Annotated in this window: 12 protein-coding genes; 8 read left to right on the forward strand and 4 right to left on the reverse strand. The window is 58.9% G+C overall.

What is annotated here, in order from left to right:
* Positions 1-164: 164 nt before the first annotated feature.
* The 4 genes from KA369_10250 (at position 165) to KA369_10265 (ending at position 4,313) form a co-directional block, all read left to right on the forward strand.
* Entirely contained in the window at positions 165-1,493 is a 1,329-nt protein-coding gene (locus tag KA369_10250) for a PhoH family protein (GenBank protein ID MBP7736340.1), read from the forward strand.
* Between the two features lie 73 nt (positions 1,494-1,566).
* Positions 1,567-3,315 (forward strand): hypothetical protein, encoded by a 1,749-nt coding sequence (locus tag KA369_10255; GenBank protein ID MBP7736341.1) that lies wholly within the window; start codon positions 1,567-1,569, stop codon positions 3,313-3,315.
* A gap of 56 nt (positions 3,316-3,371) precedes the next feature.
* Entirely contained in the window at positions 3,372-3,815 is a 444-nt protein-coding gene (locus KA369_10260) for a rhodanese-like domain-containing protein (protein MBP7736342.1), read from the forward strand.
* A gap of 12 nt (positions 3,816-3,827) precedes the next feature.
* The gene (locus tag KA369_10265) at positions 3,828-4,313 is read left to right on the forward strand and encodes a hypothetical protein (GenBank protein ID MBP7736343.1); all 486 of its coding nucleotides are present in this window, start codon (positions 3,828-3,830) and stop codon (positions 4,311-4,313) included.
* A gap of 82 nt (positions 4,314-4,395) precedes the next feature.
* Here KA369_10265 and KA369_10270 read toward each other — a convergent pair whose 3' ends face one another.
* From KA369_10270 to KA369_10280, 3 genes are all read right to left on the reverse strand, one after another.
* Positions 4,396-5,247 (reverse strand): hypothetical protein, encoded by an 852-nt coding sequence (locus KA369_10270; GenBank protein MBP7736344.1) that lies wholly within the window; start codon positions 5,245-5,247, stop codon positions 4,396-4,398.
* Between the two features lie 230 nt (positions 5,248-5,477).
* The gene (locus tag KA369_10275; protein MBP7736345.1) at positions 5,478-6,467 is read right to left on the reverse strand and encodes an inorganic phosphate transporter; all 990 of its coding nucleotides are present in this window, start codon (positions 6,465-6,467) and stop codon (positions 5,478-5,480) included.
* Positions 6,468-6,680: 213 nt separating this feature from the next.
* Positions 6,681-7,070, reverse strand: coding sequence for a DUF1232 domain-containing protein (locus tag KA369_10280; protein ID MBP7736346.1), 390 nt, complete (start codon positions 7,068-7,070; stop codon positions 6,681-6,683).
* A 394-nt stretch (positions 7,071-7,464) separates the two neighbouring features.
* Between KA369_10280 and pcnB the strand changes: the two genes are divergently transcribed.
* The 4 genes from pcnB (at position 7,465) to KA369_10300 (ending at position 13,507) form a co-directional block, all read left to right on the forward strand.
* On the forward strand, positions 7,465-8,826 hold the full coding sequence (pcnB, locus tag KA369_10285; protein MBP7736347.1) for a polynucleotide adenylyltransferase PcnB: 1,362 nt from the start codon (positions 7,465-7,467) through the stop codon (positions 8,824-8,826).
* A gap of 270 nt (positions 8,827-9,096) precedes the next feature.
* Positions 9,097-11,031, forward strand: coding sequence for an FAD-dependent oxidoreductase (locus KA369_10290; protein MBP7736348.1), 1,935 nt, complete (start codon positions 9,097-9,099; stop codon positions 11,029-11,031).
* A gap of 23 nt (positions 11,032-11,054) precedes the next feature.
* Positions 11,055-11,657, forward strand: coding sequence for a TetR/AcrR family transcriptional regulator (locus KA369_10295; GenBank protein MBP7736349.1), 603 nt, complete (start codon positions 11,055-11,057; stop codon positions 11,655-11,657).
* A gap of 47 nt (positions 11,658-11,704) precedes the next feature.
* Positions 11,705-13,507 (forward strand): acyl-CoA dehydrogenase C-terminal domain-containing protein, encoded by a 1,803-nt coding sequence (locus tag KA369_10300; GenBank protein MBP7736350.1) that lies wholly within the window; start codon positions 11,705-11,707, stop codon positions 13,505-13,507.
* On the opposite strand, the gene KA369_10305 is transcribed toward KA369_10300, so the two are convergent.
* Positions 13,504-16,638 (reverse strand): efflux RND transporter permease subunit, encoded by a 3,135-nt coding sequence (locus KA369_10305; GenBank protein ID MBP7736351.1) that lies wholly within the window; start codon positions 16,636-16,638, stop codon positions 13,504-13,506. The genes KA369_10300 and KA369_10305 overlap by 4 nt on opposite strands.
* Positions 16,639-16,697: the final 59 nt, after the last annotated feature.

Raw genomic sequence — 16,697 nt, forward strand, 5'->3', positions numbered from 1 at the left:
GTTTTAAATGGAGGATTGGCCGTGAATGATTCTTCTTTTTCATGCTGCCAGCCTGATGACGCGGGGTAGGTTGTATCTGTCCAGTCGCCAGTGAAAAAGCGGAATCAGTAATAATTTTACACTTGCAATTTTTGTGTGATATCGTATTATGTCTCATAGAGTGTATGCTAGACACGAACTCCAACAAGATATTCGTTCTCGACACCAACGTTGTTCTCTATGATTACCGCTGCATCTACTCCTTTGAGGAGCACAATGTAGTCATCCCCATCACCCTCCTGGAAGAAATCGACAAGTTCAAGCGCGGCAACGAGATCATCAATTACAACGCCCGGGAGTTCTCCCGGGAGCTTGACGCCATCATCGGCTACGACCTTCCGGGCACCGGCGTGCCCCTGGGCACCGGCGGGTTCCTCTTCGTGGAGACCAACGTCAAGATGGGGAGGGACCTGAAGGACATCTTCTGGGAGGACAGCTCCGACCACCGCATCCTATCCCTCGCCCACAACCTCTCCGGGCAGTACGGCAGGGACCGGGTCTTCCTGGTGTCGAAGGACATCAACCTGCGCATGAAGGCGAAGAGCATCGGTGTGCAGGCGGAGGACTACGAGACCGGCAAGGTCAAGGATATCGGCGAGCTCTACACCGGGAAGAACATGATAGAGAACGTCGAGCCGGGCCAGGTGGACCGGATCTACCGCGAGGGGGCCATTCCCGCCGGGGAGCTCCTGAACGGCCGGGACCCGATGCCGAACGAGTATTTCATCATACGGAACGGCACCAAGAGCGCCCTCACCTCGTACCAGAAGCATTCGGGCCTGCTCCACGTGGTCGAGAAGAAGAAGGCCTACGGCATCCATCCCCGCAACGCCGAGCAGACCTTCTCCCTGGACGCCCTCATGAACAACGACATCAAGCTCGTGACCCTGGCGGGCAAGTCCGGCACCGGCAAGACCCTGATGGCCCTGGCCGCGGCGCTGGAAAAGCGCAACAGCTACAAGCAGATACTCCTGGCGAGGCCCATCATCCCCCTGTCGAACCGCGACATCGGCTACCTTCCCGGCGATATCAGGAGCAAGCTCGATCCCTACATGCAGCCCCTCTTCGACAACCTCTCGGTGATCAAGAACCAGTTCGACGAGGACACCCAGGACTACCGCCGCATATCCGACATGGTGAACAACGAGAAGCTCCTCATCATGGCCCTGGCCTACATCCGGGGCCGGAGCCTCTCCAAGGTCTTCTTCATCGTGGACGAGGCCCAGAACCTGACGCCCCACGAGGTCAAGACCATCATAACCCGCGCCGGCGAGGGCACCAAGATCGTGTTCACCGGCGACCCCTACCAGATCGACACGCCCTACCTCGACTCCCGCTCCAATGGCCTCACCTACCTCATCGACAAGATGAAGGGCCAGGAGATTTACGCCCATGTGACCCTGGAGAAGGGGGAGCGCTCCCAACTCGCGGAGATCGCCAGCGATCTGCTCTAAATTTTTTGCTTGCCGAAGCCGTCCTGCAATGCCATATTTAATGGTGATACCTGTCGCAGTCAAGGGAGGCCCCATGAAAAAACGCCATGCCATAGTCTCGTTGATCCTTATCGCCGCAATACTCTTTGTCGCTCCCGCCTCCCAAACGGTGGCGAAAGATACTGACAGGGGCCGCGTGCCGGGCTGGAGCCTCGTCGATGAAAAGGGAATACGGACCTTCGGCGAGGGCAGGATGGAAACCCGCGAGGGAATTCCCTTCGTGAAGCTCAGCGGCTCGCCCTATGAAATGGGCTACCAGTACGGGGCCCTGCTGAAGAATGAGATCCACCGGTCCTACGGCGAAATGCAGAAGACGATCGACGCCTTTTTCACCCTTGTGCCCCCGATCCTCCGGCCCCTGGCGCGGCTGATGTACAACATCCAGGCCTCGAAAAAAGGGAAGGCCATTCCGGAGCGCTACCGGGAGGAGCTCAGGGGATTCGCTGACGCCACGGGCCTTGACTATGACTACATCATCCGCATCATTTTCTCCGCCGATATCGTGGGCGCCCTGGGGTGCAGCTCCGTCATCGTCAACAATGACGGGAACCTGATCCACGGCAGGAACCTGGATTATACGCCGTCGAACCTGGGGCGGTATCCCCTTATCATGGAAATGAGTCCCCTGGGCAAGCGGTCGTACACCATATTGAGCATCATGGGATATCTTCCCGCACTGAGCGGCATGAGCGACGCGGGGATTGCGATCACCCTGAACATCAGCTTCCTGACGGAAGAGGTCAAGAACCCCGGGGTACCCGTCGGGTACAAGGCCCGGGAGGTGCTGGAAGACGCGGCGACCCTGGCCGACGTCGACAGGCTGCTGAAAGGATACGTGTGCGACGGCGGATGGTTCTTCACCATCAGCAGCGCCTCGGAGAAGACCGGCGCCATCTATGAGATGGCCGGGGCCGAGATAAGGAAAAATCCGCTGACGTCGAACTTTGTCTTCGTGGAGAACAGGTACCTCCACGACGAGCTGAACCGCCGCTACAAGCAGATAGAGGAGGCCGCCGGGGATTACAACGAGAACAGGATATGCCGCGTTACGGAGCTGGCCCCGAAGGTGAAGAGCGTCGATGACATGGCGGCGCTGCTGGGCAATACCGATTACTACTCCCATAAGAACGCCTACGGCAAGTTCACCGTCAACAACTACGAGACCGTGCAGTCCATGGTGCTCCTGCCCGGGTCAGGCGACATCTATTTCAGCACGGCCCCGATGTACGCGGCCTTCGCCCGCATGATACGGTACAACAGGAACACCGGGAAGGTGTCGGTGTTCCGGGAGGCCGATCCCCGCATCAACGACCCGGCGATAAAGGGCCTCCTCGCCTCGGCCGATCTCTTTTATGTCGATCCGGACAGGGCCCTCAGGGAGATAAGCCCGGACAATGCCAACCTGCTCCAGATATCCTTCGCCTACCGGCTCTGGAGCTTTGATGAAGACCTGTACAAGCTTGAGACTCTCATCCCGTCCATGGACCGATGGCTGGCGGTGTACCCGGACGACGCGAGCCTCTACCGGATCAAGGGCCACGCCCTCCTTGAGACGAAGCGGTATGACAGGGCCATCGAGACCCTTGAGGCGGGGCTGAAATCGGCCATAGCCGCTCCGGCGGACCTGATGTATATCCATGCCCTGCTGGCCAAAGCCTATAAGAAAGCGGACCAGAAAGAAAAGGCGTCGCTCCACGCCGGCGCCGCCCTTGACATGATGGCGAAATATCAGCTCAACAGCGACCAGAAGAAACTGAAGCGAGAGTTGAAGTGGATCAGGTAGGATCGGGGCCCCGGGACCGGATGGCGCCATGACACTGTTAAGGAGGAGTGACGATAATGAAAAAGACAATCGTATCAGTAGCGGTTATGATCGCGGCCGCCTTGCTTTCGGGCTGTTCCGAGGGGTACACCGGAAAGGACGGGGCCGCGCTCAAAGAATACATGGAGCCGGCGAAGCTGAAGGAGCTGACGGAAAAGCCGAGGAAGGATATCTGGATCATTGATGTGAGGCCCGCCGAGGCCTACCGCAAAGGCCACATTCCCACGGCAAAGAGCTTTCCGTCGGGAGAGATCATGGATCGTCTCAACGAAATCCCCAAAACGCAGAATATCATCATGTACTGCGAAACCGGCGGCAGGGCCCAGATGGTTCTCAAGAAGCTTGAGAAGGCCGGCTACACCCGCTTCATCAACTGGGGCGGCGGTTACCGCTATTTCGATCGTTTCGGATCGATGACCGAAGAGCCGAAGGCCGATAAAAAGAAGCCTGATAAAAAATAGAGGAAGGTCCAGATGAGACGGATACGCCAACTGGCCGTGATAATGCTCCCGATCATGGTCCTGGCATACTGCGGCAAAGGGATACGGGAGGTCGGCCCGGCCGACGCGAAGAAGAAGATCATGATAGCGACCCTGTCGAGCGAATACAAGGACCGGGTCGCCAGGGGCCTGGAGGAGCGCTACAGGGAAAGCTGCCGCGTTTCCATGGTGCCCATAGAAAAGATCGATTCGGTGGAATACAAAAAATACGACGCCCTTGTGATCGTGGACGCGCTCCTGGCGTGGCAGATGTTCAACGCCCGGACGCGGTGGTTCATCGGCAGGGTGAAGGAGCCCGAGGAAAAGAAGAAGATCGTGCTCTTCTTCACGGCCGGGAAGCCGAAAAATCCTTACAGTGTCATGGGAGTCGACTGCGTCACCGGCGCGTCGGAGATGAGCGCCGAGGCCGAGGCGGTGAGGAAGCTTTCGGAGAGGATAGACGCTATCCTGAATCGGTAAGGTTGGTCCGCAGTGCGGATCAACAGTGTTTGAAAAAATTAATTTTTATCCCCGCGTCAATTCATCGGATTGTTAGAGGATCCTACTTCATCCTTGCGAGGAGCTCCTTCTTCCATTTTGAAATATCGTCGAATCTCTGCTGGTCATAGCGCTCCATCAGGGAAACGCCTGCCTTCAGGGTGTTGATCTTCCTGATGACGTCGGGGCGGTCCTGACGATAACGTTCATACCGCTTATCGAGCTTTCCGGAAAGGATGACATGGGTTTTCTTCAATGGTTCCATTTCCTTTTTGTTTAACGTTACAAGGAGGTACACCAGGGGCTGGTTGATCTTCATCCAGTAGAGCATATAGTATGACTTGTTCATGGCAGTGACCGACTCCGGCGATTTCCTGTAGAGCTGCAGCAGCTCCGCCTTGTCGTTGAGAGCCATTTCCCCGGATGCCGGCATGCGCACCGCGTTCACCAGGATCTGGCGCCCCGTTGCCACGTCGATCACCCTTGTTTCGATGGTCACCATGGCCGCGTCATGGACGATGGTGCCGTAGATGATGGCGTCGATCGGGAGGCCTCCCCCGCTCTTGCGGACAGCGTCGATATCGTACATGGTGGCATGCTCAATTGCGCTGTTTTTCATCATCGCGTCCAGCCTGGCCAGCGGAACCAGGGTAAGGCCTCCCTTGGCGGCAAGGTAATCGGTCAGCTTCCCGGACAGGCGCCTGCCCGCGTCAACGATACGCCAGTCCAGGGTGGTGAAATAGAATACGCCGATCCTTTTGCGCGCCAGGAGCACCTTGTGAAAACGGATGTCGTCTCCCAGCCTGGCGATGGCCGCGTCCTCGCTTCCCACAACGGCCGCCGGCCTGGTGAGAGACGCGCAGGAGGACAGGGACAGGGCAAGCACAATGAATATGATTACAGGGGTGTGTCTCATTTCCTAACAACCTCGATCAATGCGTTATGCAATATGTTTCTTGATTAAAACCAAGTATGAATTGAATCAAAAAATCTGTCAATAATGATTGTGTGCCGCCGTCGGAGCAAAGGTTACATTTTAATTACTATCCTGCCGGATCAAGGCGGCTGGCGGGGTGACGGCGAGGGATGGCCGGTGATCCTTGCTGCGCCTATGGGCTGATGAGTTGTACCGGGAGTAAGAGACTGTCAGAACAGTATGCCGCATGCATAATAGACAAGGGCGGAAATAACGGCTGCCGCCGGTATGGTCATTATCCAGGCCCACACGATCTGGCCGGCCACGCCCCACCGCACCGCGGTCAGGCGCTTCAGGGAGCCGACCCCCATGATGGCGCCGGTTATGGTGTGGGTGGTGCTCACCGGGATGCCGAGAAAGGACGCGAGGAAAAGGGTGCCGGCAGCGCTCGTCTCCGCGCAGAAGCCGTCCACCGGCTTGAGCTTGGCCACGCGCTGCCCCATGGTCTTCACGATCCTCCATCCGCCGAACATGGTGCCCAGGGCGATGGCGCCGTGGCAGGAAAGGACCACCCAGAGGGGAATGTGAAACTCACCCTTGAGAAAGCCGGAGCTGAAGAGGAGGCCGGCAATGATACCCATGGTCTTCTGCGCGTCGTTGCCGCCGTGGCCCAGGCTGTAGAGCGCGGCCGATAGGAGCTGGCCCTTCCTGAAGAGGTGGTCCACCTGGCCCGGGGCCTTGTTCCAGAAGACGCGGTATACGATGGTACCGATCAGCAGACCGAGGGTCAGTCCGAGGATCGGCGAAACGAAGATGAAAATCACGGTCTTGACAATTCCCTTCCATACAAGGGCGGTGGTGCCGGCCTTTACCAGGGCTGCGCCGATAAGGCCCCCCATGAGGGCGTGGGAGGAACTGGTGGGAAGCCCGAAATACCAGGTTATGAGGTCCCAGGTGATGGCGCCTGCCAGGGTGGCCAGTATGATCTCATTGTCCATGATGTTGATGTCGATGATGCCCTTGCCGATGGTGCCGGCCACGTGGAGGCCGAAAAAGAGGAAGGCAATGAAGTTGAAGAAGGCTGCCCACATCACGGCGTACCGGGGAGAGAGAACCCGTGTCGACACGACGGTGGCGATGGAGTTGGCTGAATCATGGAATCCATTGATGAAATCAAAGGCGAGGGCGAGAAATATTAAAAATATTATATAAATATCCATTGCGTAATCCTGGGTATTGATGCAGTATTGGGATTGATGATCATCGATTTCAAAGAATTCATGTATTCTGAATAATATACTAATTCTAAAAAATTGTTAAGAAATTATAAAGATTCTGTTAATAATAAGTGAATATGGAGCTGCGGATTGATCGCAGCTCGCGCAAAACCTTATGCGACACGATGCCCCCGTAGCGTGCTGCCGGATATTGTGTCAGGATAAGACTATTCCTGTTACTTTGCGGGCAATGATGAGAATGATGATTATCCAGAGTAGGATGATCACTGCCGCGAACTTCCAGTTCTTTTTCAGAGTGACGGGGCGCTCCCCGGCCTTCCGGCGGCATTCCTCCATAACATCGGCCGGGATGAGCCGCACCGACAGGGCAATGAGGAGCGGAATGATAATGAGGTCGTCCAGGTATCCGATGACGGGAATGAAATCCGGTACCAGGTCCACCGGGCTCATGGCGTACCCGAGGGTGAAAAGAATGATGAGGCGCGGCGCCAGGCCTGTCCGGGGATGCTGATAGGCGTAATAGATGGCTGATAGCTCCTTTTTCAAAGCCGCGGCTTTCCGCTTCAATGAGGACGTGAGGGACATAGCGGAAGGATTATCTGATTTTGAAATACGTCAAGTATACTTTTGAATTTTCAATTATTTGATAGATAATGCCCATGTTTTGAATACTTTTGACCCCTCATCCCCGGCCCGCGTTCTCAGGATGAGGTTGATGCAAACGCAGCCACAGGATGTGGCGAAGGCGTTTGCCTTCTCCCATTGAAAATTGGAAAAAGGAGAAGGGGATTTAGGAAAGGAACCCTCTCTTTTTTCCCTGGCTTAATGGGAGAGGGCGCGCCGGCTTGTCCCGCTTGCACTGAGCTTTGTCGAAGTGAGCCGTGTTGAGGGGAAGATGTGATACACATTTATATCAAACGTTTATTGACAAATAAAAGCGGAAATTGTAATGTGTGAAAAAATCGCGATTTGACCATATATGAAACTATTGCCTGCTCTATTCAGAAAAAAGTATCCCATAATAGTGCCCCAGACCCGTCACTCCATGTCCCGGAAGCACATCGAGCGGAACGTCCTTGACATCATGCAGCGCCTGAAGGGCAACGGCTACGATGCCTTCCTGGTGGGCGGATGCGTCCGCGACCTTCTTCTCGACAAAAAGCCGAAGGATTTCGACATCGTCACCAACGCCCGTCCCCAGCAGATCAAGCGCCTGTTCCGGCGCTGCTTCCTCATCGGGAGGCGATTCCGCCTGGCCCATGTGTACATCAGCCACGACCGCTTCGTGGAGGTGGCCACCTTCCGGGCGGCCGTTGACCCGGACGAGGTCGTAGGCGAGGGGCGCTTCGCCGCCAATAACCAGTACGGCACCATCGCTGAGGACGCACTTCGCCGCGACTTCACCGTGAACGGCCTTTACTATGACAGCACCGACGGCTCCATCCACGACTACGGCGGCGGCCTCGAAGATCTGAAGAAAAAGACGATCCGGTCCATCGGGGACCCGGCCAAGCGTTTCGCCGAAGACCCGGTGCGCATAATCCGGGCCGCCCGCTTCTGCGCGCAGCTAGGCTTCACCCTGTCCCGCCGCGACTTCAAGGCGGCCATAGGCAGCGCGCACATGATCACCCAGGCTAACGCCCACCGCATGCTGGAGGAGCTGTACAAGATACTCCGGAGCGGCGCATCGGCCGGAACCATGGAGAACCTGAAGAACTTCCGGATACTCCAGCACTGGCTGCCGGAACTCTCGCCGGAGCGGCACGCGGTCCTGCTGCCGCGCCTGGCGGCGGTGGACCGCCGCCGCGCCGCCGGCGAGGAGATCCCGCCGGCAGTGCTCCTGGCCGCGCTCTTCTATGATCTTTTCGATGAGGCCATGGGGGAGAAGCGCGGATTCCAGGACGTTTTTTCCATGATGCATCAGCGTTTCAACGAGGTGGTGACGCGCCTCAAGATCCCGCGCCGCGAGTGGGACGCCATTACGAACCTGATTGCCCGCCAGTCGAGCTTCACCCGTACCGTGAGCGGTCCCAAGGGGAAGGGCTTTGAAAAGCGCTTCGTGCGTAACGCCCATTTCGCCAATTCGCTCATGTTCTTCGAGATTTTCGCGGAAGCGTCGGGGAAATACCAGGAGGAGCTGAAGTACTGGAAAGAGCGGGGGGTGCATTCTGCTTCCCACGAGGGCGCCCGGCACCAGCACCAGGGCGGCGAGCAGCGGCCTGAGCCGAACCGGCAGCGGCCCGAAGGAGTGCCGGGCCGCCAGGGCGGCAAAAGCGGCAAGCGCAGGAGAAACAGGCGTCCCCACAGACCTGCTGGACCGGCGCCTGCTGCCGGAGAGTGACGCGCCTCTAATGTGACTCTATTTTTTTATAGCCAGTTTAATTTGCATAATAATCAATATCATTTACCGATAGTTATCGGTAAAAAATAATTTTGCTCTGACCCTATCTAAATCTGCTTGACAATCCCTTGGTAATTAAATGAATGTTCAGTTAATTATGTAGTCTTAACTTCATAATAAAGGATAACTCAGGGTCGCCCAGTGGGCGTATAAGGGGCTTTGCCCCTTAATCCTTAAGAGAATCAAATATTATTCCTGCGAGTAAAAACCATGAATGAACTGCCCCATCTCTTCAGCTCTTATAGCATCAATAATCTCAAACTGGCAAACCGCGTTGTCATGCCCGCCATGGGTACCGGCTACGGTGGAAAGGATGGCACGGTAACAGACCAGCTTGTCGCCTACCTTGAACGAAGGGCCAGGGGCGGTGTGGGCCTTATCGTCACTGAGGAGTGCGCCATCGATCCCCGGGGAAAGAACATGGGCCGCGAGATAGGGGTATGGAACGATTCCTTTATCCCCGGCCTGTCGCGCCTGGCCGATGCCGCCCACCGGCACGGATCGAAGATCGCCCTACAGCTCCATCACGCCGGCCGCGAGACCATTGAAGCGGTGACAGGGGCAAAGCCGGAGGCGCCATCGGAGCTGCCGAGCCTCATCTACAACCAGCCGACCGAGGCAATGTCCATTGACCGCATCAGGGAGATTGTGAACGCCTATGCCATGGGAGCGCTGCGGGCGAAGAGCGCGGGTATGGACGCGGTGGAGATCCACGGCGCCCATGGCTACCTGGTGCACCAGTTCATTTCCCCCTTTTCCAACAGGAGGACCGATGAGTATGGCGGCAGCGACGAGAACCGCGCCCGGTTTTACCTGGAGATACTGAAGGCGGCCCGGGAAAAGGTCGGCCCCGATTTCCCGATCATCGCCAGGCTCTCGGCCGAGGAGTGCATCAAGGGCGGCTTCGAGCTGGAGTTCACGAAGTGGCTCGCCCCGCGCCTTGTTAACGCCGGGGCGAGCGCGATCCACGTATCGGTCGGGGTCTACACCACGCCGGGCCTCCTCACCATAGCCGCGTCGGACACACCGGAGGGATTCAACCTCTTCCGGGCCCGGGAGATCAAGGAGGTCGTGAAGGTCCCCGTTATCGGCGTGGGAAGGATCATAGATCCCCGCATGGCCGACGAGGCCATCGCCCGGGGCGACGCGGACCTGGTGGCCATGGGGCGCCAGCTCCTGGCCGATCCGGAGGTCCTGGTCAAGGCAAGGGAGGGCAGATGGGACGACGTGCGCCGGTGCCTCGGGTGCAACCAGGGGTGCATCGAGCGCCTCAGCTTCGAGTTCAAGCCAACCACCTGCTCCATCAACCCCGAGTGCGGCAGGGAGCACGAGGACCGCTACAAAAAAAGCGATGCCCGGAAAAAGGTGTGGATCATCGGAGGCGGGCCGGCGGGCCTTTCGGCGGCCCTGGCCGCGGCCCTGCGGGGCCATGCCGTGTCGCTCTTTGAGCGCGAGGCCCTGTGCGGAGGCCAGCTTCTGTCCGCGAGCAAGCCGCCCCACAAGGAAGGATTCTACCGGTGGGTGGAATGGATCGCCCGCCGGCTGAAGGACCTGGGCGTCGCCGTGAAAAAGTCTGCCGTGGTAACCGAAGCGATGCTCGCGGACAACAGGCCGGACGCGGTGATCCTCGCGGCCGGAGCGGCGCCGGTCACGCCTCCCATCAAAGGCATCGATGGCAGCACTGTTTTCGAGGCGCGGGACGTTCTCACCGGAAAGGCTGCGGTGAAAGGCCCCGTCGTGATCCTGGGCGGCGGCTACGTGGGCATGGAGACCGCCGATTTCTGCATCGACCGGGGCGCCGCGGTCACCGTGGTGGAGATGGCGAAGTTCCCGCCGGTGAGCTCCTTCCCTGCCCATGGCTACTGGCTCCACCGGCGCCTCAAAAAGAGCGGCGGGACCCTGATGCTGAACAGCAGAATCACCGCCATTGAACAGGACACCGTCACGGTCGAGCAGGACGGAAAGGAGCTGCGGGTCGGGCCCGCGGCCATGATCATAAAGGCCTTCGGGTCCGCGCCGGAGCGCGGCCTGGCGGAGTCCCTGAAAAAGCTCGGCATTCCCTTCGCCGAGGCGGGCGATGTCATCAAGCCCCGCCGGCTCATCGAGGCGGTCCACGAGGGCGACGAGGCAGGCGTGTCGATATGATCGCAATCATCATGGAATGATAAATGCAAGGGATAAAAAAAAGACAGAACGCCGACGTACGAAAGCCGGATATCGTAAAGAATTTCTACCAGGTCATCCTCGAAGAGGGTATCGAAGGCGCGTCCATCGGCAAGGTGGCGAAGCGGATGGACATACATCCCAGCCTGATCATCCATTACTTCCGGAACAAGGAAAACCTGATCATCGCACTGGTGGATTACATCATCCGCAGGTCCGGCGAGATCTACCGGGAGTTGATCGTCCAATCGGGCGACCCCGGCAGGCGACTGCGCAACCTCGTGGAGATATTCTTCAGCGAGGCCTGGTACGGCATGTCGGACATCAGCGGCGACTTCGCCATCCTCTCCATGAGCGGCCGGGAGCCGCGCATCCGCGCCCGGCTGAAGGAGATGTACGCCATCCTGAAAAAACTCATCATCGATGAGCTTGGCAAGATCAACGACGACGGGGCCATTCCCCTCAGGGACCCGGGCCGCGCGGCGGATATCATCATCTCGATGTACGAGGGATACCGGCATTTCAAGCACTTCTATATCGATGATGCCGATGCGGATGCCTTCCGGGAAGACATGATCGAAGCGACCATGGCGGCGCTGTCAAAATAGCATGTGAACCTTGCAATGACGTAATCAGATTATCGGAGGAATTAAATATGGCAGAACGATTTTTCAGCGAGCGAAATCTAGCATTCACCCTGTTTAACGTCCATGATATCGAATCCCTGCTTGGGCTGGAGCGCTTCGGCGAATACACCAGGGAGAGCGTGGACATGATCATCGGCACGGCGATGAAGATCGCCTCCGGGCACATGTTCCCGCTCTTTTCCGAGATGGATAAGAACCCGCCGAAGTATGTCGACGGCACCATCAGGGTCCATCCGAAAGTGAAGGAGTTCACGGCCATGGCCGGGGAGGGAGGATGGATCAGCGCCATCTTTCCCTACGAGAGTGGAGGCCAGCAGATGCCGGTGTCGGTGTTCAACGCGTGCCAGTTCATATTCGCGGCGGCCAACTATTCTTTGAGCGTGTATCCCGGCCTCACCACGGGGGCGGTGAACCTCATCCTCTCCTTCGGGTCGGAGGAGCTGCGGAAAGCCTATGTCTCGCCTATGACCGAGGGGAAGTGGCAGGGCACCATGGCCCTCACCGAGCCGGAGGCGGGGAGCTCCCTGAGCGACGTGCGCACGTCGGCAGAGCCGACGGACAGGGGTTACTACCTGATCAGGGGGCAGAAGACCTTCATTTCATCGGGCGACAACGATGTCGCGGAGAATATCGTGCACCTGATGCTGGCCCGCGTCAAGGGCGCCCCGGCAGGCGTCAAGGGGCTTTCCCTCTTCGTCGTTCCCAAGTACCGTTTCGCCGCGCCGGGGAAGCTAGAACCCAACGACGTGAGCTGCGCCGGGTGCTACCACAAGATGGGCTACCGGGGCGCGCCCATCGCCCAGCTCAGCATGGGTGAGAGCGACGACTGCCGCGGATGGCTGGTCGGGGAGGCCAACAAAGGCCTTTCCTACATGTTCCAGATGATGAACGAGGCCCGGATCAACGTGGGGCTGGGGGCCACGGGTATCGCCTCGGCCGCCTACCACGCGTCCCTCGAATACGCGCGGGAGCGGCTCCAGGGGAGGAGCATCAGCGAGAAGGACCCGGCGAAGCCGCAGGTTCCCATCATCGAGCACGCCGACGTGAAGCGGATGCTGCTCCAGCAGCGGGCCATCGTGGAAGGGTCGCTCTCCCTCATCGTGTACGCCGGCAAGCTCGTCGACCTGGCGCAGGCCGGAAGCGGCGAGGAAAAGGAGCGCAATGAGCTGCTCCTCGATTTTCTGACACCCATCGTCAAGACCTATCCGTCGGAGATGGGCATCATTTCAACCAGCCTTGCCATCCAGTGCCTGGGCGGCTACGGCTACAGCGACGAGTTCCCGGTGGAGCAGTACATGCGGGACATCCGCATTCATCCGATCCATGAAGGGACCACCGGCATACAGGGCATGGACCTCCTCGGCAGGAAGGTCACCATGCACAAGGGGAAGGCCGCCGCGATCTACCTGGAAGAGGTGGCAAAGGCGATCGAGGCCGCCCGGTCCGTGAGGGGCCTTGGCCCCTGCGCGGAAAAGCTGAAGGGAGCGGTGGATATCCTTAAAGCCGTAACGGGCGCCCTTGTCGGCATCGCCGTCAAGGGCGAGATCGAGCGGTTCCTTGCGGACGCGACCCTCTACCTGGAGATGTCCGGGATCATCTGCATCGCCTGGCAGTGGCTACTCCAGGGGATGGCGGCCGAAAAGGCCCTTGCCAACGCCGCGGAAGCGGACCGGGATTTCCTGGAAGGGAAGATGCTCGCCATGAAGTACTTCTTTGAATACGAGCTGCCCAGGATCGAGGGGCTGCGGACCAGGCTCATGAGCGAAGAGGCGGTCACGACAGCGGTCCAGGCGCGGCACTTTACGGATTAATTCTTGATCTCCCCGAGGGAATCAAGGGCCTCGTGGAGCTCCTTCTGGTGCCGTGTGCTTTCAAGGCGGCTCATGAGGCTGTAGGCGCAGGGGACCACGAAGAGGGTGAGGAGCGTCGACAGGAACACGCCGCCGATGACCACGACGCCCATGGGACGGGTCGTTTCCGCCCCGGGGCCGAGGGAGAGGGCCGGCGGTATGGCTGCGGCGATGGTCGCCAGCGAGGTCATTAAAATCGGCCGTAGCCGCACCGGGCAGGCGTCAAGGAGGGCCTCATGGACGTCCATGCCGGCGACGCGGCGGTGATTGGTGAAATCGACCAGCATGATGGAGTTCTTCTTCACGATCCCCATCAGGAGGAGCAGGCCGATCATGCTGTAGATGTTCAGGGATATGCCGGTCATCCTCATGGCGATGAAGGCGCCGCTGGCGCTGAAGGGCAGCGCGAGAAGGATGATGATCGGGTGCAGAAAGCTGTTGTACTGCGACCCGAGGATCATGTAGGCCACCACGATCCCCAGGATAAGCGCGAAGATCAGGCTCTCGAAGGATTCCTTGAAGGTCTCGGAGCTTCCTGAAAAGGTGATGTGGTATTCCTGGGGGAGGACCTGCTTCGCCGTTTTCTCTATGAAGGCCAGTATGTCGGACTGGGATTTCCCCGGACCGATGTTGGCGAATATGTTGATGGCGCGCTCCCGGTTGTACCGGGTGATGGTCAGGTACGAGGGTTTTTCCGCGATATCGACGACGCTGGAGAGGGGGACCATCTCGCCGTGGATGTTCCGCACCTTGATGCGGCTGATGTCGGTGGGCGCGCGGTTATACCGGTCCAGGAGCTTGATGCGCACGTCGTCGCGCCGTCCGGACTCGCCGGTGTACTTCGCGACGCGGAGGCTCCCCACCGAGGCGCTGATGGTGTTGGCGATGTTCGTGATAGTCACGCCGCGGTCCCTGGCCCGCTCCCGGTCCGGCGTCACCCGCACCTCCGGCATGCCGAGCTGGTAATCGGTGTCGACGTCGGTGACCAGCCCCGATTTTTCCAGCCGCTCCATCATCTTCTGGCTGTACCCGCCGAGCTTTTCCCAGTTCGGGCCCTGGACGGAGAACTGGATCGGAAAGCCGCGCTTGGCGGTAAAGCCGGCCTGGGACAGGTCCATCATGTTCGCGGTATATATGCCCGGGATCTTCCTGATTTTTTCCCTTATGAAACCCATGAATTCCTGCTGGGTGGGACGCTTCTTGAACGGGGCGGCGACGGGGCGCTCCTTGTAGTCCTTCAGGGTGATGAAGATCGTGCCCTGGTTGACCAGCCCCCCCTGGAAGCCCCCGATGTTGCCGAAGTATTTTTCCACTTCCGGCCGCTCCTTTAGCATGGCCTCGATCTTTCTGACGACCGAATCGGTGAATTCCAGCGACGAGCCGAGGGGCGTCCTTATGGTGGCGATGAAAATGCCCTGGTCCTGGGATGGCACGAACTCTTTTCGCATGCCAGGGAGCAGGAAGATGGAGGCGGCGAAGATCAGCGCGGCGGCTCCCAGCACCTTCCAGCGGTTGTCGAGGCACCGGACAAGGGCGCCCCGGTATTTCGAGGAAACGAATTCCATGAATCCGTCCATGACCCTCCCGAGCCTGGTTTCCCCGCCCTTTTGCAGCATCTGGGAGCAGCGCATCGGAGCCAGGGTCAGGGCTTCCAGGAGGGAGAGTATGACCGCCACGGAAATGGTGACGCCGAACTGAAAAAAGAACTTCCCGATGATCCCCTTCATGAACACGACCGGGATGAAGATGGCCAGGATGGCCAGGGACGCGGCCACGGCCGCGGAGGTTATCTCCCGGGCGCCCACGATGGCCGCCTTGACGCGGCTCATGCCGCTTTCGAAGTAGCGGACGATGTTTTCCATGACCATGATGGCGTCATCCACGACGATGCCGATGACCAGGGAAAGCCCCAGGAGCGTGAAGGTGTTGAGGGTGAAGCCGAGAAAGTAGAGCACGATGAACGATCCGATGAGGGATGTCGGTATGGCCAGTATGACGTTGAAGGCGGAGCTCCACGATCCGAGAAAGAGCCAGCAGACGATCGAGGTCAGGATCACCGACAGGGTCAGGGTGAACATGAGCTCGTTGGTGGAATCCTCGATGAACTTGGTGCTGTCGAAGGAGATGTTCATCTTCATGTTCTTCGGAAGCATCCCCGAAACGTTGAGCGACTGCACCTTCTCCTTCACCTTGCGCCCCACGGCCACGGCATTGGAGCCCCGCTGCTTGATGACGCCGAGGCCGACGGCCGGCACGCCCTTGAAGCGCGCCATCCGCCTGACGTCGGCGGTCCCTTCCTCCACGGTGGCCACGTCGCCGAGCCTGATGGGCCTCCAGATCGGCTCGCCGCCGCGCCGGGTAATGATGAGCCTCTTGAATTCGTCCGGGGTCTTCGCCTCGGAAAGGACGCGGACATTGGCCTCGCGGGGACCGCTTTCTATATACCCGGAGGGGGTCAGGGTGTGCTGGCTTGATATGGTGGCGATGATGTCGTCCACGGTTATTTCCTGGCGGGCCATGCTGTCGGTGTTGAGCCATATCCGCATGTTCGGGTCCACGTAGCCGCCCATGCGCACGTCGCCCACTCCCTCGATGGTGGTGATGGCGTCCTTGAGGCGGTCGCGCAGGAAGAGCACCTTTTCCCGGGGAGACGCCGTCCCGCTCAGGGAGGTGAACATGATCGGGTTGTCCTCGGGGTTCGACTTGGTTACGATGGGCGGATCGATATCGGCGGGAAGGTTCCGCTGGGACTGGAGGATCTTGGTCTGCACCTCCTGCAGGGCCGTGTCCACGTCGCGGGAGAGCTCGAACTCGATGGTTATGTTTGTGAGGCCCTCCATCGACGTCGAGCTGATGTTCCTGATCCCCTCGATGGTCATGACGGAATCCTCCAGCACATCGGCTATGGAGGTCTCCATGGTTTCCGGGGAGGCGCCCACCCAGGTGACGGTGACGGTGATGACCGGGAAATCCACGTCGGGCATCTGGCTGATCCCCATGCGGCTGAAGCCGATGGCGCCGAAGATGATAAGGCCGAACATCAGGATCCAGGCGAAGACGGTGTTTTTTATCGATATGTCAGATAGGGTCATGGCAGCTGCCGGCGATTGTTTATTCTTGGTTACTCATAGGATGCATTGTATGATCGGGT

It is taken from the genome of Spirochaetota bacterium (assembly GCA_017999915.1).
Lineage (GTDB): Bacteria > Spirochaetota > UBA4802 > UBA4802 > UBA5550 > RBG-16-49-21.